Consider the following 14,037-nt stretch of genomic DNA (forward strand, 5'->3'; position numbering starts at 1 on the left):
GTTTCATGACATACGTCGGCATCGACATCGAGCAGTTCATTCGCGATCCGTACGGCACGGGTATTCAGCGGGTGCTTCAGTATTTGGCCAAAGAATGGCCAAGTGAAGAGGTCCAGGCGGATTTCGTTATTCCAAACCCTGCACGCATTGGCGAATACCTGCTGCTGCAACCAGAACAGGCAGCGGCCCTCATTGGCTTGGCTTTTCAACACCGCGAACCTGCTGATGATGTGCTTGGCATTGTTCATGCTTATGTTGCTGAACACGTGCAATCGCGGGATTACACAATCGTCAAGCTTGGTGATCTCGTCAGTTTGTATGACACCTGGTTACTCCCTGAGGTTTCCTATCTGCCAAGCGTGCTCGAACGATTCGAAATTTTCCGTCGTTGCATGCGCACGGTGATGATCGGTTATGACACATTGCCGATGACCGAACCAGCGAACTACCGCTTTAAACCAGGAAATTCAGCTTGGGTAAGCGAATACTTCAGACTCCTTGCTGTTGCTGATGATGTGGTGTGCATTAGTGACTATGCCCGTGATTCGATTCTTGATCGCCTTCGCCGAGACCGTGCACTACCAATCCGCGTAGCTCACCCAGGTGGTGACCATCTTGAATCCAGAAAATCAAAGGCGCCAGCGAAAACTCGATTCAGCCGCCTTGGCACCCTTGAAGCTCGCAAACGCCCAGTGGAAATCCTTGAAGGTTTCAAACAAGCTGTTGATCAAGGCTTGGATGCCGAACTTCTCTACATCGGCAAGAAATCTTCCTCTGATGAAGCAATCAACCAAGCAATCCAACAAGCAATCGATGAGAGCTACCCAGTGGCCTGGGTACGAGGTGCTTCAGATGCTGAGGTGTACAACCTCGTGAATGAAAGTTCAGTCTTTCTCTCGATCGGTATTGAGGGTTATGGCATCCCCGTGCTTGAAGCAATTCGTGTTGGTACGCCAGTGATTTTTGATGGCGTGCAGCCAGCAGGAGAACTCATGGTGGGTAAGGGTGCGCTGCAAGTTCCTTGTGATTCAACGCAAAACCTGGCAGCAATGTTTTTGCGCTTTGGCCATCAAGAACACCTGAATGAAACGAAGGCATCGTTGGATTCAGAGGCTGTACCTACGTGGTCTGCATTTGCGCAGGCTGTAGCCGAGAGTTGCCAGCACTAAGAGTTGCCGGCAGCACGAGCGCAGCAATTGGAATCAGGATCGTCAGCGGAATCAAGTGACGTTCATGTTCGATTCCGTCAGCGCCCCAAATAGCGAATGCAGTGACAGCAGCGGTAAGTATCAAGAGCACGGTCGAGATGACTCCAAACACTGAAACCCGTAACCGTGATCCCGAAACCAACAAAAAGACAAGTCCGATTGCTAGGTACACCAGAGAGATCAACCAGGTAGTCCAATTTGGCATGAGCAGGGTGCTCAATGCATCAGGCATAGCGCGAGCTGCTGAGTATGGGAAGTAATGCCAAGTGATCGCAACATCAAAGAAATTCTGAATTGCAGTCGCTGGCATCTGCATCACCCAAGTTGTGAGGCCTGTTTTAGAACTCTGCAGCCATAGAAATGCATCGGGGCAGACGCTCGCTAAATTTTCCTTGAGTTTCCACATGTCATCCCAAGGCGCTGGCCCATTAATTGCGGTCGTGATCGGCTCGCATTGACCAATGTTTTCCAGTGCATGTGGTCTAAATGAAGGAGTCTTATCCATCAGGTTGTCGATCGCGTATCGATAGCGGTATTTCGCATCCGAGGAAAGCAAGGTAAGTCGCGCAATACCCCAGAAAGCCGCTGGCAGAATTGCCAAAAACCCAAGCCCAGCAACAGATAGCTGCCTGCGCATTCGATAGAACCACACAGCACTGATGGCCACCACGACCACAACAAGTGGTGTGAGTTGCGGGCGATCAATAATGAGATTTGAGCCTGCAATCACGCTCAAGAACAGTGACCACGTTGTGCGTCGCTGCACCAGCCAGATGATTGAAGCCAACCATAAAGCTGAGAAGCTAATCGCCAAGCTTTCAGAAGCGAGGAACATGTTCCACGACCACAGTGGCGTGGTCATCGATACGACAAGTGTCAGTACAGCCAAGACAAGCCCGGACCTCTTCCATGCTGTGCGAGCAAGGATCACGTATGCAAGTAGCAACCAGCAAGCAACATAAATCGCGACCTGCAAGAACGTTACGAGTTCAGGACTTTTTGCTGTTGTGTACAGCAACACGGGTGTGAACCCGGGGTTTTGAATGTCAAAGAGCGTTGAGCCGAAGTAGCGGTAAGTATCACCAAATTCCTGTGGATCGTTCACGATCCAAGCGATGAAGTTCCATGCCGCGTACAGAACTGCAATGAGTGGAAAAGTGATTCGACGCAATTGACTCAACACGGTGGTATCCCCCGATAGCGGTGACGCTGATGATTACAGGAAGTCTAGGGAAACGATCTAATGCCCAAAGAGCGCAACATCCAGCTGAGCAATGTTTTGTTGCCAATTTGCTCTAGTCACCACTTGTTCGCGTGCCCGATGAACACTGGCTTCCGAGTTACTTGCAAGAACGGTCATGAGAGCCGAAGCAATGCTTGCGGGTGATCCGGTCGTGAAGGTTGAACCGGTGACTCCGTCATCTACCCAACCAAGATTGCCAGGGGTTTCTGATGCCACAACCGGCGTTTTGCAGGCCATTGCCTGAAGGAGGGTCACGGAGGTGCCATCAACTTCAGAAGCGGTGACGTAGCAGGCAGCCGATCGAAGCCATGGAGCTAATTCGGTTTCAGCGATGGTGCCGATGAAGCGGACTCGATCCTCGAGCCCTAATTCAGCGACCCGAGCTTGTAACGCAGGAGTCAGTGAGCCTGAATGGCCGATCACGAGTACGGCATCTGGCTCAAGATCTGCCATCTGTGCGAAGCCTTCGAGGATGTCGCCCACTCGATAGAGCTCTTCGTGGGCACGAAGGGACAACACGACTTGGGAATTTGGAGCAAGGCCCAGCGACGAGAGATCAACGCGTGGGCCTTCGGGGGTGAACGCATCAAGGTCGATTCCCCAGGGGATGAACGTGACAGATTTCGAGTCAACACCAGCTGCGTTAGTGATCAGTTTTGTTGGTTCCGAATCGACAATGACTCCCTTAAGTAAAGGCAGCCATGCCAAATTGCGTTGAGCGATGAGTTCGAAGAGATCAAAACCCCACGACAAACCAACAACGCGCAAGAACGGTGATTGGGCAATCAGATGTTGCGTGATTGTGGTGAGTGGCCCAGCAAGAACAGGAAGCGAATCACCTGCGATGGAGGTTACGTAACTACCTACATCTTCTAGGGAACATTCGCGGCCAACAACCACAACTGCAGGGTTGTGGCCAAGCGTGATGAGCGCTTGTGTCCACCGTTGATCGTGAATGCCCCAGGTGGCACTCACATATACACAGTCGACACTCATGGGAAATAAATTACGCAGTCACATCTGACCAGTGAAGTTCTTCACCGAATACCAGGTCGCGATTCAGAGTTGTTCCAAGCACCTTGGCAAACTCGTGCGCAGGAATTGCATCTGCTGGCGCTGGGCGCAGCACTTCGATATCAGCTTCAGTGATCACGTTTCCTGCAGCGATTGGTCGCGCGGCACGCACGCAACGACGTTGTAATACAACGGTTTGTTCTTCATTTGGTTCCACGCGCTTTTGTCCGGTGCCAAGTGCTGCTTCCAACATTCGAGTGTCATCAACCATTGCTCGCCACGTTGTTGGATCAAGTGAGAAGCCATGATCTGGACCAACGCGCTTGGTATCATCAGTGAAGTGTTTTTCGACAACGCGAGCACCAAGCGTCACGGCGCCAAGCACAGTGACGTGTCCTGGAGTGTGATCAGAAAGTCCAAGAGTGACTCCTGGATACATCGAAGCGAATTGCGAAAGCACACGCAGATTCACGTATTGAATATTTTCAATTGAACCCGTGTAGTTGGTATTGCATTGCATCAACACAATTGGCACGTTTGCTGCGGCAAGAAGATCCATCGCGCGTTCAACATCTTGCAAAGATGCGGCTCCTGCCGCAATTAAGACAGGCTTGCCAATGTCAGCGATGAACTGAAGTTCTTCAAGCCAGTTCACGTCACCCGAACCAACCTTGAATGCATTCATGTACGGGTTGAGGTGCGTGACTGCTTCAAGGTCGTAAGGAGCGGACATGAACTCAATGCCGATGCTTTGAGCATGAGCAGCCAGCTTGGCGGTCCAATCCCAATCAACAGCGGCGTCTTCATAGACCTCAAATACGGATTTGGTCCAAGCAGCTTGATGGGACTGCTGGCCACCAAGGGAGCGGAAGCCATAGTCAGAAACGATGTGAGCGGCGCGGAAGTGCTGGAACTTGGCGCAATCGGCGCCAGCTTCCTTGGCCAGGGTCATGAGCTCAAGGGCGCGATCGAGGTCGCCATCGTGGTTGGCCGCGATGTCGGCAATGAAATAGGTCGGCTGGTCAGGGCCAACCAAACGATCACCTAGCGCAAACGTGCTCACGAAGCCTCCGTAGTCGAGTTGGCGCAATCGTACGGAAGAGTGACCAGATCGACGATTGCCTGCGGTCAATCCGGGGCAAATTCCTCTTTAGGATGCCCATGTGAGGAAACGCGCCTGGTGGCTCCTGCCCATTGCCTTCTTCATCATGTGCGCCGGCTGGGCTGTGACCTCGCCCGTGGGATCCGCCCCTGATGACGATTACCACCTGAGCTCGATCTGGTGTGGCCAAGGCGATCGGGCCAATGCCTGCGAAACAGACCCGGCCTATCCCAACACCCGCAAGGTGCCCCGCAATGTGGTGGACGCCGCGGATTGCTACCGATGGCTAGCTGATGTCACAGCTAAGTGCCAATACGCCACGATCAACGACACCACGATGATCTGGACTGAACGCATCAACGACATCCAAGGCCTCTACCCACCGGGCTTCTACAAAGTGATGTCGGTGTTCGTTGGGCCAAACCTTGAACGGTCAGTTGTTGCGATGCGCTTATTCAACGCAATGATCGCCGCACTCTTACTTGCAGCAATTATGCGATTGGCACCCAAAGGAATTTCGAGTGCGGCTGCGGTTGCGATACCCGCGACCTTTATTCCATTAGGCATCTTCATTACAGCCTCCACGAATCCCAGTGCCTGGACGATTATGGGTATCGCCGGTTACTGGACTTTCGCCTTGGCTTGGTTGCAATGGCGTAGACATGATGACCCAGAAAATGCTGCAGTTAAAGGGAAATCACGGGATCGGCGAGCGATCTTGCTGGCCTTCGGAACGATTGTTTGTGCGTTTCTTGCGATGAGCAGTCGTGTAGATGCCAACACGTATGTTGTGCTCACCACCATCGTTGTGTTGACTATCAATGGTTGGAAGAAAGCACGCCAGAGTCCTCGAAAGTTCTGGACTCTCATTGCAATAAGTGTGATTGCAATTATTTTGTATTTCACAGTTTCGTCGGCAACATTGCTCGGTGCCGGTGATGGTGGCGTGATCGGCGATGCAGATTCGGGCGTAGGTCTGTTGCTCACCAACATCACTCAATTGCCTCAACTCTTCCAAGGCATCGTGGGTGGAGCCCTTGGCTGGTTCGACACCGCAATGCCCGCAAGCGTCACCTTTATCGGTGTGCTCGTAGTTGGTGCGCTGCTCTATCGCGGGCTAGCCCAAGCAGATAAGCGACAGATCATCGCCATGGCTATCGCTGCTAGTGCACTGGTGTTCGTACCGCTTGCCTACCTACAGCAGCAGCGCCTCAACGTTGGTGAACTTGTGCAACCGCGCTACCTACTGCCGCTGCTCACAATCTTGGTCGCAACCGCGGGCTTGAGTTTCAAGCCAACTCAAAAACTATCGCTACCTAAAGCCCCGGCGATCTCGTTGGGTGTATTGCTCTCGATCAGCGCGATGGTTGCGTATTGGGCAAATATTCAGCGCTACATCGCCGGCCAGCAGCACCCTCTCATTGAAGGCACCCTCCCGATTAAGTGGGAACCGCTGTTGGGTGTGCCATTCATCCCTGTCAATTTCATCACGGCGGCAGCGACCTGCGTTTGGCTCGTGGGTCTATTTCTTTGGGTGGGCACGAGCAAGCAGCGAGCCTCGTCCGCGCGCTAGTGGACTACCGTTACCCCTCATGACATCTAAGAAGACCCTCGTGGCCATCCCGGCCTGGAATGAGGAGGGATCGATCGCTGATGTCATCGCCAAGGTCCAGGAACACCGCCCAGATGCGGATATTTTGGTCGTAAATGACGGATCCATGGATTCGACGGCTGAAGTGGCCAAGGCTGCCGGCGCGACAGTAGTGAATCTTCCCTTCAACGTCGGTGTTGGTGGCGCCATGCGTACCGCCTTCCTATACGCGTCACGCGAGGGATACGACGCCATGGTGCAAGTTGATGCAGACGGTCAGCATGACCCGGCGGACCTCGATCGCGTTCTCGATGGCCTAGATGAAGCTGATGTAGTGGTCGGCACTCGATTCCATCCAAACTCGATGTATTTCGTCGGAGGTCCTCGACGTTGGGCAATGGTGTTGCTTTCAAAATCCTTGAGCCGCATGAACAGGGGAACGATCTCGGATCCCACTTCAGGTTTTCGCAGTGCAGGACCGAAAGCAATCGCGCTCTTTGCAGTGGATTACCCCGCTGATTACCTGGGTGACACCGTTGGTTCTTTAGCCATCGCCATTCGCAACGGTCTAGTGGTTCACGAAACTCCAGTGACCATGTATTTCCGCCAAGCTGGTCGCCCAAGTAAGAATGCGATTTGGTCTGCTCTGTATCTCGGCCGCGCAACACTTGCGATCATCGCTACGGCGACTCGTTCAAAGAAAACACCGAAGGGTGATGCAGCATGACCGCAAATATTCTCGCGGGCATCACCGCCATCGTCACGTTCCTGTTTGTGCTGAACATGCTTCGCAAAGGTGCGCTTCGCGAAAAGTATGCGGTGCTCTGGTTGTTCTTCTCGGGTGTCGCACTAGTTTTCGCACTCATTCCGGATTCACTCAATTGGGTCGCGACCAAACTTGGCGTCGCCTATCCAGTGAACCTCGTGTTCTTTGTACTCGCTGTGTTACTCGTTCTTGTCAGCGTGCAGCTGAGCCACGAACTCAGCCGACATGAAATGCGGATTCGTCGCCTCGCTGAAGAAGTTGCATTGCTGCGTCAAGAAATTCAGGAAGAGCGCGAGAATCGTGATCAATGAGCCTATTTTGATCATGGCGTTTAATCGCCCCGATCACTTGCAAGTGCTCATCAATCGGCTTCGCGAAGTGAAGCCCACAAAGATCTATGCAGCAATTGATGGCGCCAGAGCTGCTCGACCAGACGAGCAGCAGAAGGTCGAATCATGCCGCGCGTTAATTGCAAGCATTGATTGGGATTGCGAAGTTAAGACCCAATTCCAAGATGAAAATCTGGGCTGCGGTCTCGGTGTTTCCACTGCAATTTCTTGGTTCTTTACTCATGAAGAGCGCGGCATTATTTTGGAAGATGACATCATTCCTCATCCATCATTTTTCCCGTATTGCACAGAACTTCTTGATCGCTATGAAGAAGATGATCGGGTGTTTGCAATTTCTGGTTGTAACTTCGTGCCTGCAGAATTTCAATCACACCCTGATCAGGCCTACCGGTTTTCTCAAGTCCCACACATTTGGGGGTGGGCTACTTGGCGCCGTTCCTGGCAGCAGCACGAGCTCGATATTGCTGGGTGGCGCCATGAGTTACCCCCTACAAAATTATGGGCTCGTTCAGGCCATTCGCTTCCTGCCTCGGTCTATTGGGCGAGCACCTTTGAATTGCTCGCAAGAAAAGAAGTCGACACTTGGGACGGGCAGTTAGTACTCGCCAGCATGGTCTCGCACCAGTTGACTGCCACGAGCAATGTGAATTTGATTGAAAACATTGGCTTTGGCGAAGAAGCAACCCACACTCTTGTTGATCGCAAAGAACTTCGCCCCATCGAAGAAATTTCCTTGCCAACCGCACCGGTGAAAGTTGAAATAGATCGCAAAGCAGATCGTTGGACGCGCAAGCATCACTTCAGAGCCACCTGGCGAGGTATTGCAGGTCAGGCGTACACATATCTGGGCCAGCGCAACAAGAAGTAGTCCTTAAAGGCTCTGCGACTTCGCAATTTCTTCTTGATAGACCTCAACATAACTGCGCACAACAACATCGGGTGACCAAGTTGCAACAGCATGTGTGCGTGCTGTGGATGAATAGCCATCGGCATCTTTTCCGAGGGAGCGAATGATTCCCGAAGCGAGTTCCTCGGTAACAAAAGCCGATGCGAGTGAACCAGATTCGTTATCGACGACGATGTCAGGCAGGCCACCAATATTGAAGGCAACAACGGGAATCCCTACGCTCTGTGCTTCCATGGCCGTTAACGGCATGTTGTCTTCTCTGCTTGGCACAGCGACAACATTTGCAGTGGCGTACAAAGAACGAAGAGCCTGATTACCTTCAACATGGCCAACCCAATGAATCTTGGTGCCGCAAGGCAATTGGTATTCCCGCGTCGATGGGCCCGCCACAACGACCTCAATATTTGGCACCTGTCGCTTCACCTGCTCAATTGACTGTGCGAGCAAATCCCATCCCTTTCTCGGATCACCAATGCCAGCGGATGAAAGGAACAGCACAAGTGGGATTTCGGCGGGAAGGTTGTGGAGTCGACGCGCAATCATGCGATCCATCGGCGTGAATACATCAGTATCAACGACATGTGCAATTCTCGTGATGGGCCATGTTGATGCGAGTTCACTCGATGCTGCGCGATCAGCTAGCCAGGTGCTCGCAGGCACAAGGTGCATCGGCTTTGTCCAAAAGTGATGCTTGCGTTCCCATGTGCGTCGATCGACATCGATACCGCGATCATCGGGCAAACGATTGGCTTTTGTGTAGCCACTGCGCCAGCGTGCATCCGATTCGTCAGCGCCATAGTGCTCAGCTCCTGAGAACACCCACATGTCATACAGGGACCACACAATTGGCTTCGTGATCCTGCTGATTTCTTTAATCGATAGAAAACCGTTGGTAACCCAGTGCAAATTAATGACATCAGCGTCAGATGCATTGAGCACGTCTGCATTCAATGAACCGAAGTAGGCAGGTGAACGCCAAGAGGAATTCACAGACTTCTGCAGGTTCCATAATTTTCGGTCAGCGAATTGAGCAGCTTTCCAGCGATTTCCACCTGTTTCGCGAACATGTGAATCATGTGAACTCTTTTGCGCGACCAGCATCGAAGAGTCAATGTTGTGATCACACATGGCTCGATGCAGTGCGAACGCTGCACGCCCCGCACCTCCATTGCCGTCATATGTGCTGACATGTAGCACCTTCATGGCTGCACCGTTCCCCGAACGACCCAGTCCTCTTCGACTGTGGTTTCTGCATTCTTACCCAGTCCGAGGAATTGCGCACCAACGGAGACTGACTGACTAATCAGTGAAGGAATAGAACGCGGATGTGCGATGCCATAGCGTGCAAGCCACAGGAGAAGGTGCTTATCTTCTTTGCGAGCAGCTGATCCATACGAAGCTCGATCGGAGTTAGGTCGGCCATAAATGATGCTGATGGGCTCTGGAAATTCTTCAACATGGGTATTGCACGTGGCTGACGCAATAGCCATCTCAATACGCATGGGCCCAGTCTTTCGCGGGTGACCGTCGCGGAGTTGCAAAAAGCTTTCAAAGGAGCAGATTGAGCCAGACATCTGCATGTACGTCGGTTGTTTCAATTGGCGGGCAATCCAAGCGATCACTGGCAACCGAGTTGGTTCCGGCACTGGAAACGAGGTCCAGGATTCAAGGGGCTCATCCCACGGGCCCGGGTAAAGCTCGTCGGCTTGTTCATGGCGCATTGCCCAGGGGCCGAAATAGGCAGTCCTGGGAGTGAGATTCCAGCTCCCATCCGCACGGGAGATCAACTCAATTCCAGCTGTGCGAATTTGATCGTCGTAGGCAAGCCAATAGATCCAGTCCTGCGGTGAGGCGCCTGTTTTCTCAAGGTAGTCAACCCAGAAGGCCTGGTGTTCAAGAGTGGGAAGTTCAACACCTGTGCAAAGAATCTCGGCCTTTGAGTTGGGATGATCCAAGCTGTACTGCTCTGCAATTGCCATATCTTCTGAATCTGGTGCAGCAGTTACGGAGATCAGGATTCGCGAGAAGAATTGCTCTGCTTGCGCCACCGATGCCAAGCATCTTCGGAAACGATCGCCTCCGCGATAGTCCATCAGCACCAAGATGGGCTGTGACACTGGATCCATATGGGCATGATGCCATCCCAGGCCGGTACGTTAGGCGCAGGTTAGGGAGGAATGCATGAGCATCGTCAAAGGAAGAGCACTCGTCACAGGCGGGTCGGGCTTCATTGGCTCACATTTGTGTGAGCGCCTCCTCGACGACGGTTATGACGTTCTTTGCGTGGATAACTTCTATTCCTCCACCAAAGACAACATCGCTCACCTGCTGAATAACCCTCGTTTTGAGGTGATGCGGCACGACGTCACCTTCCCGCTCTACGTGGAAGTTGATGAGATTTACCATCTCGCATGCCCAGCGAGCCCAGTTCATTACCAACGGGATCCGGTTCAGACGACGAAAACTGCCGTGCATGGATCAATCAACATGCTGGGTTTGGCCAAGCGCACAGGCGCCAAGATTCTGCTCACCTCAACTTCTGAGATCTATGGCGATCCGCTCGTACACCCTCAAACAGAGGATTACTGGGGCAACGTGAACCCGATTGGCCCACGTGCTTGTTACGACGAGGGCAAGCGCGCAGCTGAGACTCTTTTCTTTGACTACCACCGTCAACACAATCTCAAGATCAAGGTTGTCCGCCTGTTCAATACCTATGGCCCGCGCATGCATCCTTATGACGGCCGAGTGGTCTCAAACTTTGTCGTGAGCGCGCTTAACAACCAGCCCATCACTATTTATGGTGAAGGCCAACAAACGCGATCCTTCTGTTACGTCAGTGATCTCATTGACGGACTCATCGCAATGATGAATTCTGAAGATGAAGTCACGGGACCAATTAACCTAGGAAACCCTGGTGAATTCACGATTGCCGAGCTCGCCCACCTTGTAGTCGAGCAAACCAAAACAACGTCAGAGTTCACGTACCTGCCACTTCCCCAGGACGATCCGGTTCGCCGCCAACCTGACATCACTCGTGCAATGCAGCAGCTTGGTTGGGAACCGACGATTGCGCTTAATGAAGGTTTAGCTACCACCATCGAATTCTTTCGATCAACTTTGCTCGATTAATGATCGGTAGTGTTCTTGTCCTCGTTACTTGGGCATTGATAGCAGCGAGTTGCGTTGCGATTGGCTTCGGCCTTGTAAGTGTTGGACGACCAGTTGAATCGAAATTCGTTATAGCTAGACAAGCACTGTGGTGGGGCTTTGCTGTTGTCGTGCTTGCGATTCTTGTCTTTGGTGTGTTCGCGCCATTGCGAGATGCATCAGTCGCCGTTGCTATGGGTGCGGTTCTGGTTGGTTTCGGAGCATTCTCATTATTTCGCTACATAACTGGATCGTGGTCAACTTCTGCCGTTGATCTCAAGAACAGTGTGTTCACGAAAATTCTCTTCGTAGCACTTGCGGTAGCAGTCATCTATCTCGCTTTTGCAGCGTTGGGGCCAGTAACTAATTACGACACTGGGTTGTATCACCTTGGAGCAATCAAATACGCAGGTGACTATTCAACAATCCCGGGCCTTGCAAATCTATATTTCCCTTTTGGCTACAACAACAGTTTATTCCCGGTCGCAGCGTTCCTCGGAAATGGTCCCTGGGACGGCGAAGGTTATCGACTTGTCAACGGTCTGATTATTTCCATGATGGTTCTTGACTTGGCTTTGCGATGGATTAGAGGGTCACGCACTGTTGGTGCATACGTGTTACTCGTTGGCGCTGTCGTCACTCTGGTTCCAATGGTTGCGTTATCCGACTACTGGGTGACAAGCCCAAGTTCAGATGCTGCCGTTCTTGCACTAACCATGGTGGCGACCGCCTATTTGTCAGACGTAATTTGGAGTGAGGCAAATAGAGCCCGAAATGGCGCAACCGCGTTCTTGATCGCAGTGCTGTTAGTGAGTTTGCGTCCACTCATGGGCGTGTTTCTCGTTGGGGTTGTTGGTGTACTAGTAGTGCGTTACTTCATCACCCGACGATCGCAGGCAAAGGAAACCAGACCGAAAAGCACTGGATCAAAAACTCTGTGGGTCACTGCAGCCGTGATTGCTGCTCTGTTCGCGATTGTTCAATCAATTCGAGATTTCATTTTGAGTGGATGGTTGCAGTACCCCCTGTCTCTCCATCCGTTCTCCGTTGAGTGGCTTGCTCCAGATCCGGTGTGGAATCGCACGCCAACACTTGGTGCGGCACGAGACCCGCTTCATTTGTGGGAGGCGGCGGCAGGTTGGAACTGGATTCCAGCATGGCTATCGAGATTGCCTTCGCAGTGGGAAACGTATGTGTGCATCGCCTTGTTCATCACAGCGATTGTGACCTTGATGGTGGCTGCACGAAGTGCGAATGTGCGATGGAAAGCAATGCTCTTGGTAATGCTGCCATCGCTATTGACGTGTGCAGCATGGTTTCTGGCATCGCCGCCGTCATTCCGTTTCGCCTGGGGTCCCGTGTTTAGCCTTGGGGTGATCCCTATTGGTTGGGCACTTTTTGCGATCTCGAGATCATCGCGTCAAACTCGAATGCTCATGCACATGACACCTGCGGCGCTCTGCGCTTCAAGTTTGGCAGTTTTCTTAGTTGTTGGTTACTGCGCGATCTTTAGGCTGGATACCAATCTTGATACCGAAATAAAGACTTGGGCGTTGGGGCCAATTTCAGTTGAACTCAAGACAGCGCCAATTGTTTTCGCACCAACCGAAAGCCAACATTTGAGCAGCGGTTTGGCGGTACTTACCCCGTCTGCATCTGACCAATGCTGGAATGTCTATCCACTCTGCACTCCGCAGTTCTCAGGTTCGCTTGCATTACGCGGTGCATCAATCCAAGAGGGATTCTTGCCTTAGCGAGCACCGAACCAACCGTGCCGCTTTGGGTAACTCAAACCTGCATGCATATATTCCCCAGCTGTTGCCCGAACCTTGCTCAGCTTGTGAGGTGAAAGCCCGATGGAGCGTTCAAAGTGCCCCGAGGCCACAGCGGCTTCATACGCAAATGATGATGCATTGAAGAACACGAGAGCTTCAGCTGCTCCCAGTACACGCCAGTCAATAAGTGCTGGGTGAGCACTACGTGGATCTGCACGATCCCACACTTCGTGCTCAATGAACCAAGGTGAGAATCCAAGGGTCTGCGCCCGCTTCACCCATTCATCACGCGCTGCCGAAGTATCACTTGCGATGAATAAAGATCGAGTTGTAGTGGAATCTCGAAGATGCAATAGGGCACTCTCGATCTGTTTCTTGGAAGGCACTTGATGCGATCGATCGGTGTATCGCAGATGTAGTGCTACATAAGGAGTGTGATTTTTGATCGCGGTTCTTGCTGGAGTTTCGATCGCATCGTTGAGTTCGACAGTTTGATACCACTGGGAGCGCTTGGCATGTAATGCCATTTCTTGCTCGGCAGGTGCAAGATTTGCAGTAAATCCAAAATGACCGCCAGCTACGAGAACCAGCGTATGAAGTTCTGGATGATCCGAAAGGATGGATCTCAGTTTTGGCATAAACATTTGTTCGCCGCGATCGTGTCCAGCAAGCGTGATCACACCTGTGTTGCTATCAAAATTGAGGTAATTCGGTACTTGGGTCAGTTCGAAACCCAGAGAACCTTGCACTTCAGCAGCAGTGCGAACGTTGGTTAGGCAAAAAGTTTCGCTAAATACAGCGGAAGCTGGAGCAGCGGCGACAGGTTGAGGCTCCCAAGCCACAATGAGCGTCCACCCGAGTTCTTCGGCTAAGAGTGACGCGCTCGCTACGGCTTGCAAGCGATTGATGTATCCGCTGAGGGGATATACAA

General features: G+C 52.2%; 13 protein-coding genes. 7 read left to right on the forward strand and 6 right to left on the reverse strand.

Annotation, left to right across the window (positions count from 1 at the left end; genetic code table 11):
• Positions 1–5: 5 nt before the first annotated feature.
• Positions 6–1,169 carry a glycosyltransferase gene (locus PHN51_06710; GenBank protein ID MDD2818471.1) on the forward strand — a complete coding sequence of 388 codons (1,164 nt, stop codon included), beginning with the start codon at positions 6–8 and terminating at the stop codon, positions 1,167–1,169.
• Here the strand turns inward: PHN51_06710 and PHN51_06715 are convergent.
• The 3 genes from PHN51_06715 to PHN51_06725 are packed head-to-tail and all read right to left on the reverse strand — an operon-like array spanning position 1,120 to position 4,528.
• A complete protein-coding gene (locus PHN51_06715; protein MDD2818472.1) occupies positions 1,120–2,391 on the reverse strand; it encodes a hypothetical protein in 1,272 nt (423 codons plus the stop codon). The two genes, PHN51_06710 and PHN51_06715, sit on opposite strands and share 50 nt — an antisense overlap.
• Positions 2,392–2,448: 57 nt before the next feature.
• Positions 2,449–3,447 (reverse strand): glycosyltransferase, encoded by a 999-nt coding sequence (locus PHN51_06720; protein MDD2818473.1) that lies wholly within the window; start codon positions 3,445–3,447, stop codon positions 2,449–2,451.
• A gap of 10 nt (positions 3,448–3,457) precedes the next feature.
• A complete protein-coding gene (locus PHN51_06725; GenBank protein ID MDD2818474.1) occupies positions 3,458–4,528 on the reverse strand; it encodes an N-acetylneuraminate synthase family protein in 1,071 nt (356 codons plus the stop codon).
• 100 nt (positions 4,529–4,628) lie between these two features.
• Here PHN51_06725 and PHN51_06730 point away from each other — a divergent pair, with 100 nt between their 5' ends.
• Genes PHN51_06730 through PHN51_06745 form a run of 4 tightly spaced genes read left to right on the forward strand, consistent with a single transcriptional unit; the run spans position 4,629 to position 8,142 of the window.
• Complete coding sequence (locus tag PHN51_06730; protein ID MDD2818475.1) at positions 4,629–6,140, forward strand: DUF2142 domain-containing protein; 1,512 nt, start codon at positions 4,629–4,631, stop codon at positions 6,138–6,140.
• A 19-nt stretch (positions 6,141–6,159) separates the two neighbouring features.
• Positions 6,160–6,885 (forward strand): glycosyltransferase family 2 protein, encoded by a 726-nt coding sequence (locus PHN51_06735; protein MDD2818476.1) that lies wholly within the window; start codon positions 6,160–6,162, stop codon positions 6,883–6,885.
• Complete coding sequence (locus tag PHN51_06740) at positions 6,882–7,235, forward strand: DUF2304 domain-containing protein (GenBank protein MDD2818477.1); 354 nt, start codon at positions 6,882–6,884, stop codon at positions 7,233–7,235. The genes PHN51_06735 and PHN51_06740 overlap by 4 nt, the downstream gene beginning before the upstream one ends.
• On the forward strand, positions 7,225–8,142 hold the full coding sequence (locus tag PHN51_06745; GenBank protein MDD2818478.1) for a hypothetical protein: 918 nt from the start codon (positions 7,225–7,227) through the stop codon (positions 8,140–8,142). Before PHN51_06740 ends, PHN51_06745 begins: the two co-directional genes overlap by 11 nt.
• Positions 8,143–8,145: 3 nt before the next feature.
• On the opposite strand, the gene PHN51_06750 is transcribed toward PHN51_06745, so the two are convergent.
• Both PHN51_06750 and PHN51_06755 read right to left on the reverse strand, forming a co-directional pair.
• Positions 8,146–9,384, reverse strand: a complete 1,239-nt coding sequence (locus PHN51_06750; GenBank protein MDD2818479.1) for a glycosyltransferase — start codon at positions 9,382–9,384, stop codon at positions 8,146–8,148.
• Entirely contained in the window at positions 9,381–10,307 is a 927-nt protein-coding gene (locus PHN51_06755) for a hypothetical protein (protein ID MDD2818480.1), read from the reverse strand. The genes PHN51_06750 and PHN51_06755 overlap by 4 nt, the downstream gene beginning before the upstream one ends.
• Before the next feature lie 55 nt (positions 10,308–10,362).
• On the opposite strand from PHN51_06755, the gene PHN51_06760 reads away from it, so the two are divergent.
• Entirely contained in the window at positions 10,363–11,313 is a 951-nt protein-coding gene (locus tag PHN51_06760) for an SDR family oxidoreductase (protein ID MDD2818481.1), read from the forward strand.
• Complete coding sequence (locus PHN51_06765) at positions 11,313–13,085, forward strand: hypothetical protein (protein MDD2818482.1); 1,773 nt, start codon at positions 11,313–11,315, stop codon at positions 13,083–13,085. Before PHN51_06760 ends, PHN51_06765 begins: the two co-directional genes overlap by 1 nt.
• Here the strand turns inward: PHN51_06765 and PHN51_06770 are convergent.
• Positions 13,082–14,005 carry a hypothetical protein gene (locus tag PHN51_06770; protein MDD2818483.1) on the reverse strand — a complete coding sequence of 308 codons (924 nt, stop codon included), beginning with the start codon at positions 14,003–14,005 and terminating at the stop codon, positions 13,082–13,084. The genes PHN51_06765 and PHN51_06770 overlap by 4 nt on opposite strands.
• Between the last annotated feature and the right edge of the window lie 32 nt (positions 14,006–14,037).

Source organism: Candidatus Nanopelagicales bacterium, from assembly GCA_028687755.1.
Lineage (GTDB): Bacteria > Actinomycetota > Actinomycetes > S36-B12 > S36-B12 > UBA11398.

Bases quoted from the DNA above. Each gene is read 5' to 3' on its own strand.
- PHN51_06750 (MDD2818479.1), bottom strand. From the start codon at position 9,384: ATGAAGGTGCTACATGTCAGCACATATGACGGCAATGGAGGTGCGGGG.
- PHN51_06710 (MDD2818471.1), top strand. From the start codon at position 6: ATGACATACGTCGGCATCGACATCGAGCAGTTCATTCGCGATCCGTAC.
- PHN51_06765 (MDD2818482.1), top strand. From the start codon at position 11,313: ATGATCGGTAGTGTTCTTGTCCTCGTTACTTGGGCATTGATAGCAGCG.
- PHN51_06735 (MDD2818476.1), top strand. From the start codon at position 6,160: ATGACATCTAAGAAGACCCTCGTGGCCATCCCGGCCTGGAATGAGGAG.
- PHN51_06760 (MDD2818481.1), top strand. From the start codon at position 10,363: ATGAGCATCGTCAAAGGAAGAGCACTCGTCACAGGCGGGTCGGGCTTC.
- PHN51_06755 (MDD2818480.1), bottom strand. From the start codon at position 10,307: ATGGATCCAGTGTCACAGCCCATCTTGGTGCTGATGGACTATCGCGGA.
- PHN51_06740 (MDD2818477.1), top strand. From the start codon at position 6,882: ATGACCGCAAATATTCTCGCGGGCATCACCGCCATCGTCACGTTCCTG.
- PHN51_06720 (MDD2818473.1), bottom strand. From the start codon at position 3,447: ATGAGTGTCGACTGTGTATATGTGAGTGCCACCTGGGGCATTCACGAT.